The following is a 24,823-nucleotide window of genomic DNA, read 5'->3' as shown; positions in this document are numbered from 1 at the left end:
ATTTCAAGGGCAAATTTAGTTATCTGTTGTTTTTCGTCTGATTGCACAACACGGACACTTGTCCGCTGTACAGCTTGTGTCGTTTTTCGGCAAATTGTCTGAATTTTTTTACAAAAAAATCCAGGGAAAAATTCCCTGGACTCCTTCGTCTCTTAATACTTTACTTATGCGATTGCTTTCTTAGCGATCTCAGCAAGAGCTGTGAAGCCTGCTGCATCGTTAACAGCCATCTCTGCAAGCATCTTTCTGTTGATGTCGATGTTTGCAACCTTAAGGCCGTGCATCATTTTGCTGTAGGAAAGTCCGTTCATTCTTGCTGCTGCGTTGATACGAGCAATCCAGAGCTGTCTGAACTGACGTTTCTTCTGTTTTCTTCCTGCATAGGAGCTTGTAAGAGCTCTCATTACAGACTGTTTTGCTACTCTATACTGTTTGGAACGGGCTCCTCTGTAGCCTTTTGCCAGTTTTAATGTACGGTTATGTCTTTTCTTTGCGTTTAATCCGCCTTTAATTCTTGCCATTTCTTAATTCTCCTCCTGTTCGTCTTCTCTATCTTATAAATATGGTAATACTTTCTTCATGCTCTTTACATTAGTAGAATCAACAACAGTAGATTTTCTCAGATTTCTCTTTCTCTTCTGAGATTTCTTTGTAAGGATATGGCTCTTGTAGGCTTTATTTCTTACTAATTTTCCTGTACCTGTTTTTTTAAAGCGCTTTGCTGCTGCTCTGCAAGTTTTAATTTTTGGCATTATGAATTCCTCCTTGATTTGGTACTTCTAAATTTTATATAGCATCCCGTTCTGCCCGGCTGTTGCCGTGAAGACTGAGATATCTACCGTTTCTCAGTCAGAAACATAGTCATGCTTCTGCCTTCTACCTTCGGAGCCTTCTCTACAGTCGCTATATCGGACAGAAGATCTGCGAAGTCATCAAGCACATGCCTACTGCTGGACATATGTGCCATCTCTCTTCCGCGGAAACGAAGTGTAACCTTAACTCTGTCGCCCTTGCTAAGGAACTTTCTTGCTGCATTTACCTTCGTCTTCAAATCATTCGTATCAATGTTCGGGGAAAGACGCACTTCTTTGACATCGATGGTTTTCTGCTTTTTTCTGGCCTCTTTTTCTTTTCTTGCAAGCTCGTAACGGTATTTACCGTAATCGATGATCTTGCATACCGGCGGTTTCGCCTGTGGGGCAATCTTTACAAGGTCAAGTCCTGCCTCCTGCGCTTTCGCCATCGCTTCTCTGGCGGACACGATTCCAAGCTGAGCTCCGTCCGGACCAATCAAGCGTACCTCTCTGTCTCTGATCTGTTCGTTAATCATTAAACCGCTAATTGTTGTACACCTCCATGAACATGATAGAATTATTTTTTTCTTTCTCATTAATGTAGCTTAAGCCGCACAAAAAAAGCGCAGACAGATGTCCACACTTCAAATAATTACACCTGCGCACTGATGGTTGGTCCGTTCGCAGTACTGTGCAATATTGACCTGAGTCGCTTATCTTCAGCGCTGAGGTGAGAGTGAACTCTGCTTTCTTTTCGCTACGTACTTTAAGAGGATACCATGGTGTCTGCTATTTGTCAACTGTTTTTTATATTATTATGTATTTATTTTTTGAGTATAAATTTTTCTTCTTCCGGACATACTATGCAACATCGGAATCTGTCAAGCCTTACCGCAGTGCTGACGATCAGAAAGGATGCGCATTCCGGCAGGCTGACGGTTTCCGGTAAAATCATAATTATCAGGAGGACACTTTTATGACAAGTCTTAAATGCTCCGCACACAACTGCTGCTATAACAAAAATTCTCTCTGCTCCAGGGGATCCATCAGTGTCGAAGGTGCAGATGCTCGTTATGCGGACGACACCGCCTGTGAAAGCTTCCGTGACCAGGAAGAGTGTGCTGTAAAAAATTCCGCAGATCCCTGCTGTGGGTGTGAGACCATTAACATCGACTGCAAAGCACACAACTGCACCTACAATGAGCACTGCAAATGCACCGCAGCTTCCATCAATGTATCCGGTGACAATGCACATCGCTGCTGTGATACAAAATGTGATACTTTCAGCTGCGAATGCTGATATCCTGAACAGAAATCCTGTTTCCATACAGAGCTGACATTTCTGTTTCTTTTGATCAGAAAGTCAAAAAGATCCGGCAGCGTTCCAGATGGAGTCTCTGCCGGATCTTATCATCTTCATTTATTATCTGTTCTTAAGAAAATCCGGGATCTGGATGTCCTTTTTCTGAACAGTGCTTGTAGGAGCCTTTGTTCCAAACTGTGTGGAATTCATAGTCGGCAGGCTGAAGCTTGGCATGTTAAGGTTCATACCGCCTGGCTGTGACTGGCTTGTTTTTTTGGTGTTTCCGAATACAGAATTGGAAGCTCTGTTTCCAAATGGTGTGTTCTGAAGGTTATTGTCTGTAAGACCTGTAGCAATAACTGTAATTCTCGCATAATCTGCAACAGAATCATCATACATAGCACCAAAGATGATGTTTGCATCCTCACCTGTAAGCTCCTGTACATAGCTTGCAGCATCGTTGGCATCCATAAGAGAAATATCTCCGGAAATGTTGATGATCACATGAGTAGCGCCCTTGATGGTTGTCTCAAGAAGCGGAGAAGATACCGCCTGCTGTACAGCCTCCATAGCCTTGTCATCACCTCTTGCCTCACCGATACCGATATGAGCGATTCCCTTGTCTGTCATGACTGTCTGCACATCTGCAAAGTCAAGGTTGATCAGAGCCGGCAGATTGATCAGGTCTGTAATACCCTGTACTGCCTGCTGAAGAACCTCATCAGCCTTACGCAGTGCTTCCGGCATGGTTGTTCTTCTGTCAACGATTTCAAGTAATTTGTCATTTGGGATGACAATCAATGTGTCAACTGCTTTCTTCAGATTTTCGATTCCCGCAAGTGCATTGTTCATACGGGTCTTTGCTTCAAAACGGAAAGGCTTGGTAACAACACCGACAGTCAGGATACCCATCTCTTTTGCCGCACCGGCGATCACAGGAGCAGCTCCGGTTCCGGTTCCGCCTCCCATACCACAGGTAACGAAAACCATGTCCGCTCCCTCGATGATCTTCTTAACTTCCTCAATGCTCTCCTCAGCTGCCTTCTGTCCAACCTCCGGCTGTGCACCGGCGCCGAGACCTTTCGTAATTTTCTCACCAATCTGAAGTACAGTCGGAGCTTTACACAGTGTCAGAGCCTGTTTATCGGTATTAACACCTACAAACTCAACTCCGCCAATGGCCTCTTCCACCATTCTGTTTACCGCATTATTACCTGCGCCGCCTACTCCAATTACAATAATTTTCGCAGAAGACTCAGCCTCATTCGTCATTATCTCTAACAATGTACTTCCTCCTTTATTTCTACCTGATATCCGATTCAGTGTAATAATCTATTCCAAGCTACATATACACATAGTTATATCATATATTTTTTTCGGTAATTAATCAACCATTAATTTTGTTTTTTTATACTTTTTTCACTAAATTTCGGCACTGTTTCTATTAACCGAAACATTTACAAAACAATCTCTGGCAAAATGTCCAAATACTGGTACTATATATTAAGAAAGCTTTTTTATCTTTACTCATAATCGGACTCATCACTGTAATCGCTGTACGAATTTTCATCATAATCCTCAGCTCCTTCTTCCTGATCACTGCTGTAATCAGCCTCTTCCTCGGTGCTGTCCGTACTGCTGTCTGAAGAGTCTTCTTCATTTTCTGTATCTTCGGTATCCGTACTCTGAGCATCTGGATCTTCGGAGTCTGTTCCGTCTCCGGAGCTTTCTGCCGAAGCCTGATAATCCTCCAGAGTGCCTACATAATTGCCATCACGGTCATATTCACTGACTCCGTCATAGCCTCCGTCTTCCCGGTAACCGCCCTTCCAGTTTCCTTTTTCTGCCATGGTTTCTTCTGTGGGGGCTTCGCCTACATAGGTCATGTTGGCATCGTACTCACCACTGCCTGTGTAATCTCCCTCTTCATCATAGCCACCTACCCAGTTTTCCTGCGCATACTCCAGATCCGTCTGCGGTTTCGGTCCTACATAGTTGCCATTTTCGTCGTATTCGCCTTCTCCGGTGTAATTTCCTTCCTCATCATAGCCTCCGGTCCAGTTTTCTGCGGAAGTCTGGCTCTCATCCTGTTCCTGCTCCAGGGTAATGTTCTTGGAATTATCATTTACATTTTCTGCATGGAGAATTCCTTTTTTTTCGGAAATCATCGGAAGGATAGCCAGAACTCTGGTCATTTTGTCTTCCAGATATTCATCCTTTCCAAGTTTAACTGTGATATCCCCGTAAACAAGACTGATCTGTCCGTCGTCTTCAAATTCAATGTGATCCGGAACCTTATCATTTTTTGCAAAAATAGTAGAAAGAGCAACTGCCGTGTTCATCACCGTTTCATCCTTGATGGGGAGTTTCTCGTTCTGGATCACTTTTTTGACTTTGATCCCGTCAAAAAACGGGATTTTTTCGTTACGTTCCGTGGATCCTTCCACAAAAATACCGTTTCTGTCAAAATAAATATAACTGTCCAGATAAGGGATACAGCCAACGATATCCTTCTCCTTCACACTGACACAGATGGTGTGCCGGTTCAGCCTTGTTACGGTATAGCCTTCTATAAAGGGAACATCCTTTGTGTTCTGCTTAGTATAAAGAAGCGGTGCAAGAACAGAATTGGATGCCAGCGGCCCCCTAAGCACCATCTTCCTGATCTGTTTTTCAGAATAATGGCTGCTGCCCATCACCTGCACTTCATCTACCTGATAATACGTAAAAAAGAAAATAATTCCTGCCAGCAGCAGGACAAGAAGTCCGCCAACTGCTTTCAGTGGCTTTTTTTTTGATGTTTTCATAAAGTTCCTCTGTCCTTTATCAGCAGACCGCCCAGTGCGGTCAGATCCTCACAGATATGTTCATAGCCTCTTTCTATGAAACAACAGCCCCGGATCCTGGTAATCCCCTGCGCGGCAAGTGCTGCGATCACAAGTGCCGCACCACCGCGAAGTTCCTCTGCTTCCACAGTACAACCGTTCAGGGGCTGCCCTCCGTATATCACGGCAACTCCATCCCGGATCTGGATCTGTGCTCCCATTTTACAGAGCCATGAAGCTGTTTTATATCTGTCTTCAAAAATCTTCTCGCGGATCCTGCTCACTCCCGGGATCGTGGCCAGTACCGCCATCGCAGGAGACTGCAGGTCTGTAGGAAATCCCGGATAAACTTCTGTTTCCAGAAGCTCCAGGGGAAAACCTGTATTTTTTCCGTTGACTATTAGTTTACCACCTACCCTGCGGCATTGTCCACCCATTTTCCGATATACGTCCAGGATTCCATCCATTTCCTCCAGAGGCGGATTTTCCAGGATAATCTCTCCTCTAGTTGCCGCCGCTGCCATGAGATAGGTTCCGGCGACAATACGGTCTGGTGGAATGCAGCCATCGCCAGCTTCAAGCTTCTCCACTCCTTCAATACAGATACAGCCATTTTCACGAATCCGGATCTTTGCCCCCATTCCGGTAAGATAATGGCAGAGCCAATAAATTTCCGGTTCACAGGCGCAGCCGTTAAGGACTGTTTTCCCCTCTGCAAGAACCGCTGCCAGAATGCCCTGTTCTGTAGCACCTACACTTCTTTTTTGAAAAAACATCTCTGCACCTCGGAGTTTTCCACAGGATGCCCGGATCATCCCACCGTTTTCCACCACAGCTGCCCCAAGGCGGCGCAAAACCTGGATATGAAGATCCACCGGCCGCTTCCCGATCACACAGCCTCCGGGATATCCTGTCTGTGCCTTTTTGCTCCGCCCCAGCATTGCTCCCATTAAGATCACGGAAGAACGCATTTTTCCGGAATAACACTCCGGTATCATGGTGCCGTCCGCATGGCTGCAGTCCAGATAAAGATCTTGACCTTCCCACCAGGTTTCTGCCCCCAGATATTTCAGGATCTTTTCCATCAAATACACATCACTGATTCTCGGGCATCCCCGCAGTACACTGGTCCCGGTGCTTAAGAGTGCTGCTGCCATAACCGGAAGTGCCGCATTTTTTGACCCCTGGATCCGGACGCTTCCATGTAGCGGCCTGCCTCCGGTCACGATGATCTCATCGATCTCATTCAAGTATTCCACTCCTAAAAGGGCCTCTTACTTGTTATTCTATGTGATCCTTCCATGTCTGTGACTGCTGACACTTAAGGCCAGCCCCATTTCCCCCAGAAGAAAAACAACAGAAGTTCCGCCATAGCTTACAAAGGGCAGAGTGATCCCGGTGTTGGGAATCGTATTCGTTACTACTGCAACATTCAGGACTACCTGGATCGCCATATGTGCCATGATCCCGGCGCACAGCAGCGTTCCCTGCAGATCCCGGCAGTTTAATGCCAGAATACAAAGCCTCCAGATCAGAATACCAAACAGAAAAAGTGTCAGAAAGGCTCCCAGTATCCCCGTTTCCTCACACACAATAGAAAATATCATATCATTCTGGGCTTCCGGGACAAATCCCAGCTTCTGCAGACTGTTCCCGAACCCCTTGCCGAAGATCCCTCCGCTTCCGATCGCATACAGGCCCTGTATGGTCTGAAATCCTTTTTCATATTTTTCCGGATTCCGCCAGATTGCCAGGCGTTCCAGACGATAACTCTCCGCGGCAAGAAAAACCGCAATAAATCCTATCCCCGCACCTCCAAGTGCGAGAAACTGCAGATACCTGGGATTGGCCACAAAGATCAGCAGCACACCGATCCCCAGAATGATCACCGCTGTGCTTAAGTTATTGGAGCCCACCAGACCTGCTACCGGAAGCAACGTCATCATAGTCCTGCAGATAAACCAGAATCCGGTTGTTTTGCTTTTTGTATTGCTGATCTGCCACACCAGAAACAATATCACTGCCACCTTGGAAAACTCCGACGGCTGAAAGGAAAGCGGCCCCAGGTTCAGCCACCTCTTCGATCCATTGATCTCCTGTCCGAAAAGCAGGACTGCAGCAGACAGAAAAAGCGAAAAAATATAGGCAGCCGGCGCCAGCTTTACAGACAGCCGGTAATCTACCCGTGATGCCAGATACATAACAAGCAGCCCCAGTGCCGTGGCAAAGAGCTGCTTCTTAAAATAATAGGCAGAGTCGTGGAAACGTACTCTGCCATTATATTCACTTGCCGAAAAAAGCGCCCCGAGTCCCAATACCACCAGAATCAGAACCAGTACCCAGAGAACGGTATCTGTCTTTCCGGTCTGTTTCTGTCCTGCCTTCATGCATGGCCTCCACAGTGGTCTTTATTTCAGCTTATGTATGTATTTTTCGGATTATTACAGTGCTTTCACGTATTCCTTGAACATGTCACCGCGCTGCTCATAATTATCAAACTGTCCCCAGCTCGCACATGCCGGTGAAAGCAGAACTGCATCTCCGGGATTGGCTTTTTCCGCACAGACCTGGACAGCTTCCTTCAGATCCTCGCAGAGGATGATATCTGTAAATCCAAGACGTTCTGCTGCTGCTTTGATCTTCTCTTTCGTCTGACCGATGAGAACAAGATAACGGACTTTTCCGTCGAAGGATTCTATCCACTCATCATAGCTGGATTCCTTGTCATAGCCACCGCCGATCAGAAGAGTCGGACGGTTCATTGCCTGAATCCCCTTGATGGCCGCATCCGGATTGGTTCCCTTGGAATCGTTGTAATATGCAACACCGTTTTTCTCTGTCACATACTCGATCCTGTGTGGAACTGCCACAAACTCACAGACACTCTTGCGGATACTCTCCACAGAAACTCCCGCATAATATGCCATGGCTGCTGCTGCCATTACATTCTCGTGATTATGACGTCCCAGGATCTTAAGCTCTCCGGTTTTTACGATCGGGATCTCTTCTTTTTCTGTTTTGAGAATGATCTGGTTTCCGTCCAGATAGATTCCCTGATCCAGTTTGCGAAGGCTTGAGAAATATACCACCTTCGGAACGATATTTTCACCGAATTTACGAAGGACTTCATCCTCGTAATTCAGAACACATACATCTTCCGGTCCCTGATTTTTAGTGATCAGTTCTTTTACACGGATGTATTCCTCCATGGTATGGTGCCGGTTCAAATGATCCTCTGTGATGTTGAGGATCGCACTTACCTTCGGGCGGAACTGGTCGATGGTCTCCAGCTGGAAGCTGCTGATCTCCGCAACAGTTACGGAATCCTCTCTCATCTCCAATGATTTGGATGTATATGCAGTTCCGATATTTCCTACAACAAATACAGATTCACGGGCATCTCCCATGATCTTTCCGAGGAGTGCTGTTGTTGTTGTCTTACCGTTGGTTCCTGTGATCGCAAGAACCTCTCCCTTGCCTGTACGGTAGGCAAGCTCCACCTCGCTCCATACCGGAAGGCCCTTTTCATAGAAGCTCTTTACCAGCGGCAGGTCTGTGGGGACTCCCGGACTTAGCACTACAAGATCAAGACTGTCCAGCGCTCTCTCCGGAAAATCTCCGGCCCAGATCTCCGGGGTGTATTTTCCGTTTGTTTTATGTAAAACTGCCTCTTTATCAAGATCTGCGTTTCCGTCATAGATCACCGGCTGTGCTCCTGCACTTCCAAGCAGATCAGCTGCTCCAATGCCGCTTTTTCCGGCTCCGAAAACGAGAACTTTTTTTCCTTTTAAATCCATTTTTCTGTTCCTCCTTATAATGCCAGGAGAGCGATCAGGCACATAATAGCAGTTACAACAGAGAACACTGCAACAACTCGTGTCTCAGACCACCCACAAAGCTCAAAATGATGGTGGATAGGCGCCATCTTGAAGATTCTTTTTCCGTGTGTTGCCTTGAAATAGGATACCTGGAGCATAACAGACAATACCTCCACAAGGTAGATCAGTCCGACCAGGATGATAAACAGCGGCATCTGCATGGCATAAGCCACACCAGCCACAAAGCCACCCAATGCCAGAGAACCGGTGTCTCCCATAAATACCTTGGCAGGATATACATTAAACAGAAGGAATCCCATCAGACTGCCCACAACTGCACAGGTGATCGGTTCCACACCACTGTTCATTCCAAGGGAAACCACCGTAAAGAATACTGCCACAATCAGGGTAACACTGGAAGCCAGTCCGTCAAGTCCATCCGTAAAATTGACTCCGTTTACTGTACCGATCACCGCAAAGAACAGTACCGGAACCGCAAACCATCCCAGGTTCAGATAATGTCCGCTCCAAAACGGGATCTTCATAGTCAGGGATACGTTGGAATAATTTACAAGATAAAAAGCAAATACAGCTGTCACAACGATCTGCAGTGCCATTTTCTGCCATGGCAGAAGTCCGTCAGAACGCTTCAGAACTACCTTCAGATAATCATCCAGAAATCCGATCAGTCCAAATCCCAGTGTCAGGAAAAGTACCGGGATGATCATCGGATAATCTCTGATATAAAACAGTGATGTTACAGTTGTTGCAATGAGAAAGATCACCCCACCCATAGTAGGGGTACCGTTCTTTTTCAGGTGGGACTGCACACCCAGCTCTCTCTCTGTCTGTCCCATTTTAAGTCTTCTTAAAAAAGGGATAACAATCGGTCCTAATACAAGGCTGATCGCAAATGAGATCAGCACAGGGATCACAACATGAAACTCCATCCTCACACCTCTAATTCTTTCGTTTTTTTATACTTCTTCAACAGTATAAGGCTTTTATCCTCATTAATCAACCCCATCTGCCCGGTTTTCCCCGGATGGAGTTTCCGTAACTGTCCTCTCGATCCCAAGATAGGGAAGTACATTTTCAAAAATACTGCGTACCACCGGTGCGGCAATGATCCCACCATAATACATACCCTGAGGTACATAGATGATACAAAGAGCCAGGACCTTCGGATCCTCTGCCGGGGCAAACCCCAGGAATGAAGAAATATATCTGCCGGAGCCTCTGGGCAGTGTCTGAGAGGTAGCTGTTTTTCCCCCAATGGAAAACCCCTGGATCCCGGCATTTTTTCCGGAGCCTTCTGAAACTACAGTTTCCAGGATCGTACGTACTGTACGGGAAGTCTCACCGGACACGATCCCGCTTTCCACCGGATATTCCAGTGTCCGCACCTTTGTTCCGTCCGCACTTTCCACGCTGATCCCAAAATGAGGTGTGATCCGGTTTCCGCCATTGATGATCCCACTAACGGTTGTTGCAAGCTGGATCGGTGTGATCTGAAACGACTGGCCAAAGGATACCGTGGCAAGCTCCACCTCTCCCATATTTTTGGGGTTATGCATGATCGTTCCTGCCTCTCCCGGAAGATCTATCCCTGTTTTTTTCAAAAGTCCGAACTGTTTAAAATATTTGTAATAACGGTCTGCTCCAAGCCGCAGGCCCACCTCAATAAATACCGGGTTACAGGAGTTCTGGGCACCTTCTACAAAACTCTGCGCACCATGTCCTGTTCTCTTTGCACAGTGGATCCGCCGGTCCTCCACCACCTTATAGCCCGGACAGAAAAAACGATCCTCTGTTGACACCACTCCTTCCTCCAGCCCTGCTGCCATAGTGATGATCTTAAAAGTCGAGCCAGGTTCATAGGTATCATTCAGGCAGGGGTTTCTCCACATCCGGTTCAGAAGATCCTGCTTCTTTTCTCCCTCTGCTGCTGTTTCTTCTGTATTCAGAGTAAACGGATCGTTCAGATCAAATTCAGGCACATTGACACAGGCATAGATTTCTCCGTTCTGAGGGTTCATAAGCAGTATGGAAACTCTCTCCGCCTGTTTTTCTTCCATTACTTTACCGGCTGCCTGCTGCACATATTCCTGGATATTAACATCCAGACTGGTACGCAGAGTATTTCCTGACACCGGTTCCTTCCTCCGTTCTCCGGTTCCGTCGATCTCCACACCACGTGCATCCGTAACTGTGAGGATCTTTCCGGGCTCTCCTTTCAGGATCTCATCGTATTTCACTTCAAGACCAATGATCCCCTGATTATCGCCTCCGGTAAATCCCAGTACTTTTGAAGCGAGAGATCCATAAGGATAATATCTCCGATAATCCTCATCTACCTTCACTCCCTCAAGGTCATATTCCCGGATCCTGTCTCCAATGCTTTTTTCCACGTTTGTCTGTATTCTTTCAATAGAAGAAATTTTTTCAACTTTTTTTCGGATTTCCTCTTCTTTTACAGACAATGCTCCGGACAGTACACGGATCACTTTTTCAGGATCTTTGATCTGGCTGTGTATCACCGATACTGTGCAGACTGTCCGGTTATCTGCCAGAATATTTCCCCTGATGTCCAGGATCTTTCCCCTGGCTGCTTTTATGTCACGTTCCCTCTCATGAAGATCCTCCGCCTTTTTTGAATAATATTCTGCCCGGACGTTCATAAGATACCAGAGTCTTCCCACAAGTCCCAGAAGAAGCATTATGCAGATCAGAAAAACCATCCATATTTTTTTCCTGTGATAAACCATGGTCCGGATCATAAAAAAATCCCTCTCAGAGGTCGTCACTGTAATATATGACGTTCCCCTGAGAGGGTATTCTTTTTATCTATTCCAGGCCGGCCTCCTCGTTGGTAAGACCTTCGCTCTGCATATCGTTATTATCTTCGGTATCACTGTCCTCCGACTCATCTTCCGGCGGACTTGGTACATTCTCATCGGAAATGGCCTCCTTCTGCCCGTCTGCGCCGGTTCCTGTTGCAGAATCGCTGATTCCCTTAAAAAGTTCCCACAGCTCTGTAGTCGGAACTTCTCCATCCTCTGCCTCATCCGGCTGTACATTCAGATACGGAAGTGCTTCGGAAAGGATTCCCTGTGCAATGTACTGTGCGTACGTACTGCTTGCCTGATCATCTACCTTCGGCTCATCCACAACTACATAGATCACAAGCGCCGGATCATCTACCGGTGCAAATCCGATAAAGGATACCAGATACTTGCCATTGCCTCGCGGAAGCTTCTCGGCAGTACCGGTTTTACCACCGGAGCTGTAGCCCTGCACCTTGGAGGTACGGCTGGTACCATGGTCTACGCTGGCAGCCATGTAGGAGCGGATATCTGCAGATATCTTCTCGGAAATCGTCTGCTTCATCAGTGTCGGAGAGATCGTTTTTACGATTCCGCCGCTGCTGTCCTTGATCTTCGTCACCAGATGAGGCTGATAGTAGTATCCGCCATTGATCACAGAACACATTGCATTGATCTCCTGGATCATGGTCAGTGTATAGCCCTGTCCGAAAGCAGAGCATGCAAGCTCTGTCTCTCCCATGGTATCGCTGGTATGGATCACACCGCTTCCCTCATTGGGAAGATCGATACCGGTTCTTGTTCCGAAATTGAAAACGCTCTGTGTCTTAAGGAAATTATCTTTTCCCATCTTTGCTGCGATCTGCATCATACCATCGTTGCAGGAATTGGCAATGACATCGGAAAGAGCTTCTGTCCCGTGAGCATCCGGCCATACCGCACATTTGATAAAAGTAGTCGCACCTTCCGCTCCAAAAGACTGTCCGCCGTCACAGACAAAATTATCGCTCTCGGAAATCGCTCCCATTTCAAGTGCGGAGCCCATAACGATGGGCTTTACAACCGATCCCGGCTCGTAGGCATCTGTCACGCAGAAATTACTCCACATTCCGTTCAGCGCTTCCACGGTTTCCTCATCGTTCATGGCAGCGATCTCACTCTGGGAATACACATTTGAAAGATCTCTCGGGTTATTCAGGTCATAACGGTCACCGCCGTCCATTGCCAGGATCTCTCCTGTTTTCGGATCCTCGATGATCACGCCTACATTTTTGGCTCCCATCTTTTCTTCAAAGGTATTTACGTATTTTTCCACGATCTGCTGAAGTCCCAGATCCAGCGAGGTCTCAATGCTTTTGCCATCCGTCGGTTCGATGATCGTCTGTTCTACGTCGGAATTGTTGTTGATGTATCCGTACTGTCTTCCATCCACGCCGGTAAGTGTCGCATTGTAATATCCTTCCAGTCCGGCATCCGCCACATCTCTGGAAAGTGTAAATCCAACGGTATCACAGGCAGTCTCATTAAACGGATAAGATCTGAGATAATCTTCCTCAAACCATACACCTGTGATCCTGGAACGTTCTTTCAGCTGCGTGGCAGTCAGTTCACTGTCGTCTCCCGGATCTTCGTATTTTTCGAAGGCTTTTTTGTCGTCCATGGAGATCTGTTTCTTTACGATCTGATACTGACTTTTTTTTGTACTGCTGTCGGTGAGAAGCTTCCGCATCTCATCTTCATCCAATCCCAGGACTTCCACAAGAGCCTTTATGGTAGGCTCCACGGAATCCTGATCCTTATTGACCTCCAGACAGTCAAGGACCACATTATAGACCTTGTTGCTGGTTGCCAGGATATTCCCGTTCCGGTCATAGATATCGCCTCTTTTTGCCGGAAGTGTCTGATTTTCATATTTCTGCTGAGCCTGACTCAGCACCTGCTTTCGATATTTGCTTCCGCTGGTGGCATTGATATAGGTAATTCTTGCCACCAAACCGACTAAAGCCAGCAATACTAAGGAAAATAGTACTGCCAGCTTTTTCTTCATACTGTAATTTATTTTTTTTACCGGCCTGCGCCTTCTTGTACTCAATCGATCACCTGCTTAAAAACTGTACTTCTGTTACTTGTGTGTGTCCACATCCTGATACTGTCTCACATAACTGTTTCCTTCCGTGGTATAGGTCTGTATCTGATCCTCCGAAGGATATTTCATTCCAAGCTCGCCGATAGCTTTTTTCTTGATCTCGCTGATATCCACTGCAGAAGTGACCTGACTGTAATATGCATCGTTATCTTCTTTCAGCTGTGCAAGCTCAGATTCCAGATTTGCAACATTTTTCATACTCGCCGTGATTTCGGATTTTACCTGAAGATAATTGATACAGGTAAAAAGTACCGCGATGGAAACTGCCGTAAGAAACAGAACGAACCCCTTGTTCATGGCCATTGCCTTTTCCCGGTTCCGCTGTGCCTGTCTGCTTACCACCTGTTTTGCCGGTGTCACAGGTACTGCGGATTTCTGTTTTCTTTTCTGAGCCAGCCGTCGCCTTTCCTGTATCTCGGGCAGATCAGTCCTCTGAGGAACTTCCTGCAGCCGTTTTACCGCATTTCCCTGAACATACATTTCTCTGCTGTTCCTGACGGTATTTCGATTTCTTCTGGCTGTAGTCCCTCTTCCTGTCTTCGCCATTTGCCTACCTTCCATCTCTCAACTACATTTTCCGTTCAAAAATACGAAGCTTCGCACTTTTGGATCTCGGATTCTCTTCCATTTCCTCTTTTCCCGGTAAGATCGGTTTCTTTGTGATCACCTTACCCTTGGATTTCTTTCCGCATACGCAGACCGGAAAATCCGGCGGGCAGGTACAGGGATTTTCATTTTTTCGGAAAATGGTCTTAACGATCCTGTCTTCCAGAGAATGGAATGTAATGATACAGATCCTTCCTCCGTCATCCAGGAGATCGATCATGCCGTCCAGGGAATCCCGGAGCACGTCAAGCTCCCGGTTGAGCTCAATACGTATTGCCTGGAAAGTCCTCTTGGCCGGATGTCCTCCTGTAGCTTGTATTTTCATGGGGATCGCACCCCGTATGATCTCTGTCAGTTCTCCGGTTGTCCGGATCGGTGCCTGCTCTCTGGCAGCCACAATGTGTTTCGCTATATTTTTGGCAAATTTATCTTCGCCGTAATCGCGGATAATCCGATACAGCTCCCGTTCCTCATAACCGTTGACTATATCACCGGCTGTACGGCTCTGTCTTCTGTCCATTCGCATGTCCAGAGGAGAATCGTACCGATAGGAAAAACCTCTCTCTTCATTATCCAGCTGATAAGATGACACTCCCAAATCCAGCAGGATCCCGTCCACCTTCTCAATGCCACGGGATCTCAGCTCATCTGCCATGTAACAATAATTGCTGCGAATGATTGTCACCTGATTAAAGGCTGACAGCCGTTCACTCGCAGCAATTATCGCATCCTGGTCTTGATCTATGCCAATAAATCTCCCCTTGGCAGAAAGTTTCTTACACACCTCTGTGGCGTGTCCCGCTCCTCCTAAAGTGCCATCCACATAGATTCCATCCGGCTTTACCCTTAAGCCGTCAATGGTCTCATTGAGTAATACAGATTTATGCTTAAATTCCATATCCGTCTCCTGTGGGATTTCTACCTGCGTTATGCTCAAATGACGATTCCTATGTTCTGCATGCTTTCCGCAATGCTGTCCATATCATCATAATTGCAGTTCTCGCTCCACTTCTCTTTGCTCCAAACCTCGATCCGGTTCAGATTACCCGTAAGCACCACATCCTTATCCAGACCAGCGAACTGGCGCAGCGTCTGCGGCACCAGGATTCTTCCCTGCTTATCCAGCTGACATGTTGTAGCTCCGGCTACAAAGAAACGTGAAAAGGTTCTTGCGTCTTTATTTGTAAGTGGTAATGCTCGGAGTTTCTCTTCAAAAGCAACCCATTCATCCATCGGATAAATAGAAAGGCAACCATCCAACCCTCTTGTCAGTACGAACTCTTCCCCTAAGAGTTCCCTGAACCTGGAAGGGATGATCAGACGCCCCTTCGCGTCGATCGTATGATTATACTCGCCCATGAACATGAAACCCACCTACTCTCGTGAAACACGATTCTCCCCTTCGTGCTTCCAGGGTGCAAATGGTGTGTTCTGCCACTCATCCCCATTCGCTACCACTATTCACCACTTTCTACCACTTATGTAATCATTCTAAACTATTTACCATGAAAAAACAAGTGCATATCCAAGTTTTTTTTCATTTCATGAAATATCCACAGGTTTTTTTTCAACCTGTTTATTTTCTGTGCATTATTATGAAATGAAAAAGCTTCCGGACAGTCGCCGGAAGCTTTTTTCTGACTTTATGTTCTGTTATTTTATGACATTTTAAAGGCCTTTGAACGCAAAGGAAAATTTCATCTTTCCATTAGTATCCAGAAGGTATTCCGGATGGGTGCGGGCACCCCAGCTGTCATCTCCTCCAACACCCATCTGCGCCTTTGCGGCACGGACAACGGTATAATGGATTGCCGGAAGCTCATAGGGATGCATGGCATTTTCCATTTCATGAGGAGTATATGGAAGTGCCGAGAACATCATCGGGCCGTTTTCTTTATCCATCTCAAAGAGCATTCCTCTACCCTTTCTGTCTGTGATCTTTGCCCAGCGTACTTCCTCTTTGTTTCCGCATTCCTGCGGCACAAGATAGCGTGCCATATTGTCTGTCACGAGATTCTCATAAATGCCGAGCTTTGCGCCATGCTTCCGGTCTGCATAAGTCTCTGCCGGTCCCAGGCCGTACCACTGAACATGATCATAATCTGCATTGAATTTAAAGAGTACTCCGAACTCCGGCATATCGCCCAGCTCTTTTACAGGATCATAGGTCAGCGTTGTCTTTACTCTTCCATCTCCGGTTACCTCATAGGCAAGACGGCATTCACTAGCAGGCGTAGTTGGCAGTATGTAGGTAAAAGCAACCTCCACGCTGTTTTCGTGAACCGTTGTCTCCGGAGCATTGGCCGGACCATACATGCCTTTTCGGTAATCCTTATGACTTGCGTACATGCTGGCGATCTTCCACTGTGCATAGCGCATCTGCATCAGACTTCCGCAATCATTATCTGTAGGTGCTCTCCAGAAGTTGGGCTTCGGAATCGCTTCGATCATTTCTCTTCCTGCATATTTATACGAAACCAGACCACCATTGAGAACGGAGAACAGCACTTCGAAATTTTCCCCACGGACACCGATGTTATGAAGGCTTCTCACAAGCTCCACGCCACACGCAGGAGCTTCCGGTGTTCCTTCCACCTGATAAACATACTGGCCGAAAGCAACCTCATGTCCTGCCTCTGCCCAAAGTGTTTTTTCTCTGAGAAGGAAGGCTACGGTTACCGTATATTCGCCCGGGCGCTGCTGTTTTCCAAATGGAAGTCTGTAGGTCTGTTGGCTTAAAGGCTCCACCGCTGTATCCAGTGTCTCTGTGCGGAGAACATGACCGTTCTTTGCAAGAGTTACTTCACATCGGAATGTGTCCGTATTTACAAAAAGATTTTTGTTGATGATCTTAACAGAATCCTCACTTACCTGCGCAGTGATATTCTGGTAGTTGAATTTTACCTCCTGCATCTTTGGTGAAGCATCTCTGTCTCCGCCGTATGCGATACCGTTTCCACTGAAATTATAATCTGTAGGACGTTCACCGAAGTCTCCGCCGTATGCCTGGAATTCTTTACCGTAACGGTCTTTTTTGTAAATAGACTGATCAATGTAATCCCAGATAAAGCCACCCTGATATTTCGGTTCTGTATCTGTAAGATCTGTATATTTATGCATTGCGCCGCAGGAATTTCCCATTGCATGGGTATACTCACAGCAAATAAACGGCTTGCTGTCATCCTTTGCAAGGAACTCCCGGATCGCTTCTACGGAAGGATACATCTGGCTTTCCATGTCACTGGTGGCATTGTAGCTGCGGTCATGGAAAACCCCCTCATAATGTACCAGTCTTGTAGGATCATTCTTGTGGTAGAACTCAGACATCTCAAAGATATCTTTTCCACCAAAGGATTCATTTCCACAGGACCAGATCAGGATCGCCGGGTGGTTCTTGTCACGCTGATACATGGAATTTACACGGTCCAGCATCATGCCCAGCCATTCCGGTTTGTTGTGCGGAACGATATCCGTGTGATCTCCGGTAAATTCTGCTATATCCCAGGTTCCGTGAGATTCCAGATTGTTTTCTGCGATCATGTAAATACCATATTCATCACAGAGACGGTAGATCGGAGATGCATCCGGATAATGACAGGTACGGATCGCATTGATGTTGTTCTGTTTCATGGTCACGATGTCTTTGAGCAGTTCCTCCCGGGACACATGTCTTCCTGTGACAGAGCTGAACTCATGGCGGTTCACACCCTTGAATACGATACGTTTTCCGTTAAGGGTCATGATACCATCCTTCATTTCAAAACGGCGGAAACCGACTTTCTCCGGGATGATCTCCTGGAGCTTTCCGCTTTCATCACTGATCTCCAGCTCCAGATCATAGAGATTCGGCTCTTCTGCACTCCAGAGAAGGGGATCCTGAATCTCCCAGGTACAGGTATCCTCTCCGTTCAGAGATCTTTCCTCCTGCAAAAGGATCTCTCCCTTTCCGGAAAGTGTAAGCTTCATTTTTCCTTTTCCCCAGGTACTGGTCACGATCTCAAGCTCGGCTTTTTTGAGAGTTTCATCCGGAATGGCACGGATCCTGAGATCATATACATGGACATCCGGTACCGTAAACAGATAAACATCTCTGTAAATTCCGGAAAAACGGTAAAAATCCTGATCCTCGCACCAGCTGCTGGCTGTCCATTTGAACACCTGTGCCGCCAGCTTGTTCTCGCCGTCCTTCAGATATTCCGTAAGCTCGAATTCTGACGGAGTAAAAGAATCTTCACTGTATCCCACAAATTTTCCATTGAGCCACAGAGCCAGGCCGCTCTCTGCTCCCTGGAATGAAACAAATACTCTTTTTCCTTTCATGCTCTCCGGCACATGGAAATATCTCACATAGCTTGCCACCGGGTTAAAACGTTCCGGGATCTGTCCCGGATGAAGTTCTTCATGGCCTTCCCACGGATACTGGACATTGGCATACTGCGGTGCATCATATCCTTCCATCTGGATATGTGCCGGCACATAAATGTCCTCCCAGTCCTTACAGGAATATGCTTCTTCCTCAAAGCCTGGGATAGCAGATGCATAATTCCGTGCATAATGGAACTTCCAGAGACCATTCAGACTGTGACGGAAAGAAGTTTTCCCATCTTCTCTCTCTTCCTCACAGCGATAATATGTATGATCTGAGTGGGCATCCATTCTTCCGTCACTGAAATACCGGGGATCTTTTAACAGAGAATGATCAAATTTTTTCATTTTTTCCTCCTGCCCGGCAGATTCTGTTTTTTCTGCCGGATCCTTCGTTTTTTATGCTATGATCATTATAGTATAATCCACCGGATTATGGTATAATATGTTTCGCCAAAATATATAACATTTAGAAACAGGTGAATATCATGTCGATCTATTTCAGAAACACTCCGGTCAGTGCTCCCTTCATGTTTGAATCTCTTGGGAACCACTGGAATCAGGTTAATATCTTCCGTCCGGACGGATATCCGTATTATCATTACCTCCAGACTGAAAAGGGTACCGGACGCATTGAAGTCCGTGGAAAATTTTATACTCTCGGAGCCAACGAGGGCATCCTCATCGCCCCCGGTGTCCCTCATTCCTATCACAGGGAGTCTACTTCCTGGACCACGATGTTTGCCACCTTCACAGGAACACTGGCAGGCAGCATTCCTTCCATGACAGACAACCAGGAAGTGATCCTTATCGAAAAGGAACAAGGAGCCAGTATCCGGAAAATGATTTCTTCTACCTTGCGTAAATATCATCAGCCCACACCGGATATGAAATCTCTTTCTTCCGACTGCTATAATTTTCTTATGAATTTTACAGACTGTGCAGCTTCTCCGAAGATACAGGATAATCCTCTCTACCAGAGATATGTGATCCCGGTAATAAAAGAAATCGAAACCGGTTATCAGCAAGATATCACTGCAGCGCAGCTGAGCCGGAGCGTTTTTGTCTCTCCGCAGTATCTTTCCCGTCTGTTCCGCCGTTTTATGGGCTGCTCGGTTTACGAGTACGTTACCATGTACCGCATCAGCCGCGCACGTGAGCTTCTGCTTTCCAGACCGGATATGAAGATCCAGGATGTTGCCGGTGCTTCCGGATTTTCCGATGCCAGCCACTTTATCGCCATGTTCCGTAAAGTCACAGGCACAACTCCTCTGGATTTCCGAAAGATGTACTGATATATTCCTACTGCACAGCACAAAAACTGCCCTGCCAGAAACGTCGTAGAAGACGTTTTCCTGCAGGGCAGTTTTCTGCTGCTCTTATCAGCCAAATGCCGGTATCCTATCCTATATTCTGATCCATCAGACAAAAGCATCTGTATCCTATATCTGTTTGATCTCAGTTTCCGTAATATAATTCCAGAATACGGTCAACTCTTTGGCTGGCCTCCAGATTCTTCAGAAGATCGCTCCTGCTCCTGATCTGGCTGTCCAGCTTCTTCCGTTCCTCCTGCAGCTGCTGCAAAAGTGACGCTTTCCGAAGAGCTTCCTCTTTCTTCTGTATCTCGTTCTGATCCATTTTTTTCTCCCTGTACAGTCTCTGTTTCCAGATTCTCTGCTACATTTTCCCGTTGCTGTTCCGCTTCTTTCTCTGCCTGCTGATCTTTCTCGATCCTTCTCATCCGTACTTTTGCCCGCTTTCTGGACATCACGCGTTTCACTGCAACTACCACGGTGCAAAGAACAAAAAGTATTACCGAGATCACCAGTGAAATATCCACGCCGGTTCCCGGAAACAGTATTTTATCTGTGCGGAACCACTGGAGCACTGCTCTTCCCAGACCATAGCCTGCCAGATATCTCAGAAAGATCTCTCCCTGAAATACTTTTTTGCGAAGCAGCATCATAAGCACCAAAAGCACAAGCAGACACCAGAGACTTTCATAGAAAAACAAGGGCTGTACCAAAATCCAGGTACCACCGTCCACGGTTTGAAGCTTTTCACGCATAGCCGTGGTGACCTCTCCTGCCCGTACCGCAGTCAGCGGCAGCTGCATGGAAAAAATGTTGTCTGCATATTCCCCGAAAGATTCTCTGTTAAAAAAGCTTCCCCACTTTCCTATTATCTGCCCGATCAGAAGTCCCATGCAGGCAAGATCTGCCATCTGCCAGAAGGATTTCTTTCGGATCCTGCAATAGACCGCACCACCCAGCACACCGCCCAGAAGTCCGCCATAAAACATAAGTCCTCCGGACCGTATATTCAGAAGCTGTCCCGGATCATTTTTATAAAGGCTCCAGGAAAAAGCCGCATAAAGCAACCTCGCCCCTGCCACACCGGAAAGCAGCGTTATGATGGCCAAATCCAGATATGCATCCGGATCTTCATGATTTCTTCTGGCTTCCAGTACCACAAAAAAGATTCCCAGAAGCATTCCTATCGCGATCAGGACGCCATAGATCGTGATCTCAAAGCCAAAGATCTCAAAGGATCTCGGCACATGATCCAAAACCAGATCTAATCCGGGAAACCGAATTGACATATCCATAAAATCACCTGTTATAATTTTTCAGCTTACAGCCGGTATTTCACAGACGTTGGTGATCACACGTTAAATCTGAATAAGATCACATCTCCGTCCTGTACAACGTACTCTTTTCCTTCCATACGTACAAGGCCCTTCTCTCTGGCACCTGCATAGGAACCGCAATCCAGAAGATCCTGATAATTCACAACCTCTGCTTTGATAAATCCACGTTCAAAGTCTGTGTGGATCTTACCTGCTGCCTGCGGTGCCTTGGTTCCGATCTTGATAGTCCATGCTCTTGTCTCATCCTCTCCTGCTGTCAGGAAGCTCATAAGGCCAAGAAGGTGATAGCTTGCGCGCACCAGCTTCTCCAGGCCGGACTCTGTCAGTCCCAGATCCTCAAGGAACATCTTTCTCTCATCCTCATCCAGCTCGGAGATCTCCTCCTCGATCTGCGCACAGATCACAAATACCTCGCTGTTCTGTTTGGCAGCGTATTCACGTACTGCCTGTACATACTGATTGTTCGCCCCATCATCTGCGATATCATCCTCTGCAACGTTAGCCGCATAGATCACCGGTTTTGCAGTAAGAAGATTATAGGTTGCAAGCCATGCATCCTCATCTTCATTCTCTGTTTCCAGAGTAATGGCAAGCTGTCCCTCTTCCAGATGCGCCTTTACTTTTTCAAGGAATGTAAGCTCTTTGGCAGCTTCCTTATCCATACGTGCAGTCTTGGTAACCTTGGCAATTCTTCTCTCGAGGATCTCAAGATCAGAGAAAACAAGCTCCAGATTAATAGTCTCGATATCGCGGAGCGGATCAATGCTTCCATCTACATGAACAACATTGGAATCCTCAAAGCAGCGTACCACGTGAACGATAGCATCTACCTCACGGATATTTGCAAGGAACTGGTTTCCAAGTCCCTCTCCCTTAGATGCGCCTTTTACAAGACCTGCAATATCGACGAATTCGATCACTGCCGGTGTTACTTTTTTTGATTTATAAAAATCTCCGAGAAGATTCAGTCTCTCATCCGGAACGGTTACAACACCCACATTGGGGTCGATAGTACAGAACGGATAGTTTGCGGATTCTGCTCCGGCTTTTGTCAGTGAATTGAATAATGTACTTTTTCCTACGTTAGGAAGACCTACGATACCTAATTTCATCTCTCTATATACGTCCTTTCGATATATTTATTTACAGTATTTTTCAGATACTCTTTAAACAGGCCTTTCCGTTTTTCAGGCCATTCCTGTCCCATATTACCATACACAGCCTGAAATCGCAACTGTGAGGCATTTGTTATTACTGTCAGTCCCTGGACATGATCATCAGAAGCTGCCCGCTTTCATACAGGATCTCTGCGGTTTCTTCCGAAATCTCATTGCTGACGGTCAGGCCACTGTCTTCTACTGTCAGATGATATCCGTTCAGCGGATACTTAAATCCCCTCAGAGTGAGGCCTGTCACATCACCTCCCACAGTAAAGAATGAAACATATTTTCCAAACTGCTCCTCTCTGTGCAGTATGGTTCCGCTTTCTGCAAGTGTGATATAATTCCACTGATCTGCGATCGCAATACGAACGCCCTGTTCCTTACCCATGGAAAGCAGTCCCAGATTCGCCAGCACATGATCCAGCCTTGTGCCGGTAGCTCCCAGGATCAGGATATCCTTTGCACCCTTGCGGATCATCTGGTTTACCGCAGACTGTGTATCCGAATCATCCTTCTCTGGCTTCAGCCTGATGATCTCCGGTCCCTTCAGGCTTTCCATATATTTTTGGCCTTCTTCGGAAAGACTGTCAAAATCCCCAATTGCAAGATCCGGAATAAATTCCCGGTTTTTCATAAACCATTCCATCCCCTTATCTGCAGCAACAAGAGTGATTTTCTCTCCTCGGCTTTCTTCTATTCTTTTTTTTAAAAAATCGAGGGCAAAACCATTCTGGATATTGCCCCCGCTGATTATTATTGTATCGATCATTTTCAGTCCAGCTCTTTTTTGATATTGTGGATTTTTTCTGTAATGTGTCTTACATTGGCTGCCACATCGCCCTTAAATACCCAGGAACCTGCGACCATGAGGTTTGCACCGGCACGCATAACCGTCTCCAGTGTATCATCATTGATACCACCATCTACCTGGATATCAACATCCAGCTCTTCTTCATCAATAAGCTCACGAAGCTCCTGGATCTTCTCTGTGCATTCGTCCATGTATTTCTGTCCGCCAAATCCTGGCTGAACAGTCATTATCAGCACCATATCCACATCTTCAAGAAGATGGCTGATGTCATTTACCGGTGTGGATGGCTTGATCGAAACTGCCGCCTTTACCCCTGCTGCCCTGATCTGCTCCAGTGTACGCTCCAGATCCTCACATGCCTCCGCATGTACAGTAATGGAATCTGCTCCGCATTCTACAAAATCGCGGATATATCTTTCCGGTTCTGTTACCATCAAATGTACGTCGAAAAACATGTTGGATTCTTTCCGGATCGATTTGATCACCGGCATTCCAAAAGAAATGCTGGGAACAAAATCTCCATCCATAACATCAATATGCAGATATTCAACGCCTTCCTTTTCCAGAATTTTGATCTGTTCTCCCAGTCTGTTAAAATCTGCTGATAAGATCGACGGGCACAATCGGTATTCCATGACTCAGTATCTCCTTTTCTCTTTTAATTCCTGGTGCAGCTCCAGATAATCTTCATATCGGAGTCTGCTGATCTCATTGTTCTCAAGGGCTTCCTTAACAGCGCAGCCCGGTTCATGTATGTGACGGCACCCCTGAAAGCGGCACTGTCCTTCATATCTTCGGAACTCCGGAAAGTAATCCTTCAGTTCCTGCTCCTCCATATTTTCAATATATAAGGAGGAAAATCCCGGCGTATCCACAAGGAATGTATCCTGTGCCACCGGTATGATCTGTGCATGGCGCGTGGTATGTTTTCCCCGTTTCAGCTTACGGCTGATCTCACCGGTTTCCATCTCCACTTCTTCCTGAAGGGAATTTGTAAGAGAAGATTTTCCCACGCCGGATGGGCCGGCAACCACAGTTGTCCTGCCCTGAAGCACTTCTTCGATCTCGTCGAGTCCTTCTCCCTTCAGGGCACTTGACAGGATCACCTGATAGCCGCAGCTCTGGTATGTTTCATAGAGAAATTCCAGCTCTTCCGTTGTTGCCAGATCTTTTTTGTTAAAACAGATGACTGCCGGAACACCTTCCCTCTCCATCATAATGAGGAAACGATCCAGAAGCATGAAGTTCGGCTTCGGATTATCCATGGCAAAGATCACCAGTGCCTGATCTACATTGGCCACAGCCGGACGGATCAGAGAATTCTTCCGCTTGTGGATCTCCGTCACACTTCCCTCCAGTTCCTTTTCATCCAGAACTGTAATGTCCACATTGTCACCTACCAGAGGCTTGAATTTATCCTTACGGAAAATTCCCTTGGCTCTGCATTCATATGTATTGCCGTCTTCTGCATATACGTAGTAGAATCCGGCAATACCTTTGATTATCTTTCCCTGCAT

The 24,823-nt window shown here is 46.6% G+C and carries 22 protein-coding genes; 2 read left to right on the top strand and 20 right to left on the bottom strand.

Annotated elements, in window-relative coordinates; all coding sequences use genetic code 11:
• Window positions 1-164: 164 nt before the first annotated feature.
• The 3 genes from rplT to infC form a co-directional block, all read right to left on the bottom strand.
• Complete coding sequence (gene rplT / locus CCC17_RS00745) at window positions 165-521, bottom strand: 50S ribosomal protein L20 (RefSeq protein ID WP_015526090.1); 357 nt, start codon at window positions 519-521, stop codon at window positions 165-167.
• Window positions 522-554: 33 nt separating this feature from the next.
• Window positions 555-752 (bottom strand): 50S ribosomal protein L35, encoded by a 198-nt coding sequence (gene rpmI, locus CCC17_RS00740; protein WP_021651646.1) that lies wholly within the window; start codon window positions 750-752, stop codon window positions 555-557.
• Window positions 753-835: 83 nt separating this feature from the next.
• A complete protein-coding gene (gene infC, locus CCC17_RS00735) occupies window positions 836-1,330 on the bottom strand; it encodes a translation initiation factor IF-3 (RefSeq protein WP_015526092.1) in 495 nt (164 codons plus the stop codon).
• A gap of 440 nt (window positions 1,331-1,770) precedes the next feature.
• Here infC and CCC17_RS00730 point away from each other — a divergent pair, with 440 nt between their 5' ends.
• Entirely contained in the window at window positions 1,771-2,094 is a 324-nt protein-coding gene (locus CCC17_RS00730) for a DUF1540 domain-containing protein (RefSeq protein WP_015526093.1), read from the top strand.
• A 123-nt stretch (window positions 2,095-2,217) separates the two neighbouring features.
• Here the strand turns inward: CCC17_RS00730 and ftsZ are convergent, their stop codons facing one another.
• From ftsZ to CCC17_RS00670, 12 genes are all read right to left on the bottom strand, one after another.
• Window positions 2,218-3,369, bottom strand: coding sequence for a cell division protein FtsZ (gene ftsZ, locus CCC17_RS00725; RefSeq protein WP_015526094.1), 1,152 nt, complete (start codon window positions 3,367-3,369; stop codon window positions 2,218-2,220).
• Between the two features lie 251 nt (window positions 3,370-3,620).
• A complete protein-coding gene (locus tag CCC17_RS00720) occupies window positions 3,621-4,904 on the bottom strand; it encodes a cell division protein FtsQ/DivIB (protein ID WP_114002114.1) in 1,284 nt (427 codons plus the stop codon).
• On the bottom strand, window positions 4,901-6,181 hold the full coding sequence (gene murA, locus CCC17_RS00715; RefSeq protein WP_243113446.1) for a UDP-N-acetylglucosamine 1-carboxyvinyltransferase: 1,281 nt from the start codon (window positions 6,179-6,181) through the stop codon (window positions 4,901-4,903). The genes CCC17_RS00720 and murA overlap by 4 nt, the downstream gene beginning before the upstream one ends.
• A 27-nt stretch (window positions 6,182-6,208) precedes the next feature.
• Window positions 6,209-7,309, bottom strand: a complete 1,101-nt coding sequence (locus CCC17_RS00710) for an FtsW/RodA/SpoVE family cell cycle protein (protein ID WP_114002112.1) — start codon at window positions 7,307-7,309, stop codon at window positions 6,209-6,211.
• A 54-nt stretch (window positions 7,310-7,363) separates the two neighbouring features.
• Window positions 7,364-8,719 carry a UDP-N-acetylmuramoyl-L-alanine--D-glutamate ligase gene (murD, locus tag CCC17_RS00705; RefSeq protein WP_287082331.1) on the bottom strand — a complete coding sequence of 452 codons (1,356 nt, stop codon included), beginning with the start codon at window positions 8,717-8,719 and terminating at the stop codon, window positions 7,364-7,366.
• 14 nt (window positions 8,720-8,733) lie between these two features.
• Window positions 8,734-9,690, bottom strand: a complete 957-nt coding sequence (gene mraY, locus CCC17_RS00700) for a phospho-N-acetylmuramoyl-pentapeptide-transferase (protein ID WP_015526100.1) — start codon at window positions 9,688-9,690, stop codon at window positions 8,734-8,736.
• Between the two features lie 63 nt (window positions 9,691-9,753).
• Window positions 9,754-11,520 carry a peptidoglycan D,D-transpeptidase FtsI family protein gene (locus CCC17_RS00695; protein WP_287082329.1) on the bottom strand — a complete coding sequence of 589 codons (1,767 nt, stop codon included), beginning with the start codon at window positions 11,518-11,520 and terminating at the stop codon, window positions 9,754-9,756.
• Between the two features lie 67 nt (window positions 11,521-11,587).
• Window positions 11,588-13,657: a peptidoglycan D,D-transpeptidase FtsI family protein gene (locus CCC17_RS00690; RefSeq protein WP_227588587.1), complete on the bottom strand. Its 2,070-nt coding sequence runs from the start codon at window positions 13,655-13,657 to the stop codon at window positions 11,588-11,590.
• Between the two features lie 30 nt (window positions 13,658-13,687).
• Window positions 13,688-14,257 carry a hypothetical protein gene (locus tag CCC17_RS00685; RefSeq protein ID WP_015526105.1) on the bottom strand — a complete coding sequence of 190 codons (570 nt, stop codon included), beginning with the start codon at window positions 14,255-14,257 and terminating at the stop codon, window positions 13,688-13,690.
• Window positions 14,258-14,279: 22 nt separating this feature from the next.
• On the bottom strand, window positions 14,280-15,215 hold the full coding sequence (gene rsmH, locus CCC17_RS00680) for a 16S rRNA (cytosine(1402)-N(4))-methyltransferase RsmH (protein WP_287082328.1): 936 nt from the start codon (window positions 15,213-15,215) through the stop codon (window positions 14,280-14,282).
• A 35-nt stretch (window positions 15,216-15,250) separates the two neighbouring features.
• Window positions 15,251-15,682: a division/cell wall cluster transcriptional repressor MraZ gene (gene mraZ / locus CCC17_RS00675; RefSeq protein WP_021651636.1), complete on the bottom strand. Its 432-nt coding sequence runs from the start codon at window positions 15,680-15,682 to the stop codon at window positions 15,251-15,253.
• A gap of 303 nt (window positions 15,683-15,985) precedes the next feature.
• Window positions 15,986-19,030, bottom strand: coding sequence for a glycoside hydrolase family 2 TIM barrel-domain containing protein (locus CCC17_RS00670; RefSeq protein WP_129974741.1), 3,045 nt, complete (start codon window positions 19,028-19,030; stop codon window positions 15,986-15,988).
• Window positions 19,031-19,170: 140 nt separating this feature from the next.
• Here CCC17_RS00670 and CCC17_RS00665 point away from each other — a divergent pair, with 140 nt between their 5' ends.
• Window positions 19,171-19,977 (top strand): helix-turn-helix domain-containing protein, encoded by an 807-nt coding sequence (locus CCC17_RS00665; protein ID WP_015526109.1) that lies wholly within the window; start codon window positions 19,171-19,173, stop codon window positions 19,975-19,977.
• Between the two features lie 194 nt (window positions 19,978-20,171).
• Here the strand turns inward: CCC17_RS00665 and lgt are convergent, their stop codons facing one another.
• The 5 genes from lgt to rsgA all read right to left on the bottom strand — a co-directional run bounded on the left by lgt (window position 20,172) and on the right by rsgA (window position 24,823).
• Window positions 20,172-21,290: a prolipoprotein diacylglyceryl transferase gene (gene lgt, locus CCC17_RS00660; RefSeq protein ID WP_287082327.1), complete on the bottom strand. Its 1,119-nt coding sequence runs from the start codon at window positions 21,288-21,290 to the stop codon at window positions 20,172-20,174.
• A 56-nt stretch (window positions 21,291-21,346) separates the two neighbouring features.
• Window positions 21,347-22,444, bottom strand: coding sequence for a redox-regulated ATPase YchF (ychF, locus tag CCC17_RS00655; RefSeq protein WP_022426886.1), 1,098 nt, complete (start codon window positions 22,442-22,444; stop codon window positions 21,347-21,349).
• Between the two features lie 145 nt (window positions 22,445-22,589).
• Complete coding sequence (locus CCC17_RS00650) at window positions 22,590-23,264, bottom strand: thiamine diphosphokinase (RefSeq protein ID WP_021651620.1); 675 nt, start codon at window positions 23,262-23,264, stop codon at window positions 22,590-22,592.
• A 2-nt stretch (window positions 23,265-23,266) separates the two neighbouring features.
• Entirely contained in the window at window positions 23,267-23,941 is a 675-nt protein-coding gene (gene rpe / locus CCC17_RS00645; protein WP_015526113.1) for a ribulose-phosphate 3-epimerase, read from the bottom strand.
• A gap of 3 nt (window positions 23,942-23,944) precedes the next feature.
• Window positions 23,945-24,823 (bottom strand): ribosome small subunit-dependent GTPase A, encoded by an 879-nt coding sequence (gene rsgA / locus CCC17_RS00640; protein WP_021651619.1) that lies wholly within the window; start codon window positions 24,821-24,823, stop codon window positions 23,945-23,947.

Origin of the sequence: Blautia sp. LMAG:36, assembly GCF_008680535.1 — a bacterium.
GTDB lineage: Bacteria > Bacillota > Clostridia > Lachnospirales > Lachnospiraceae > Blautia_A > Blautia_A fusiformis.
The sequence above is the reverse complement of the archived record's forward strand: the minus strand, read 5'-3'. Positions and strand labels throughout refer to the sequence as shown.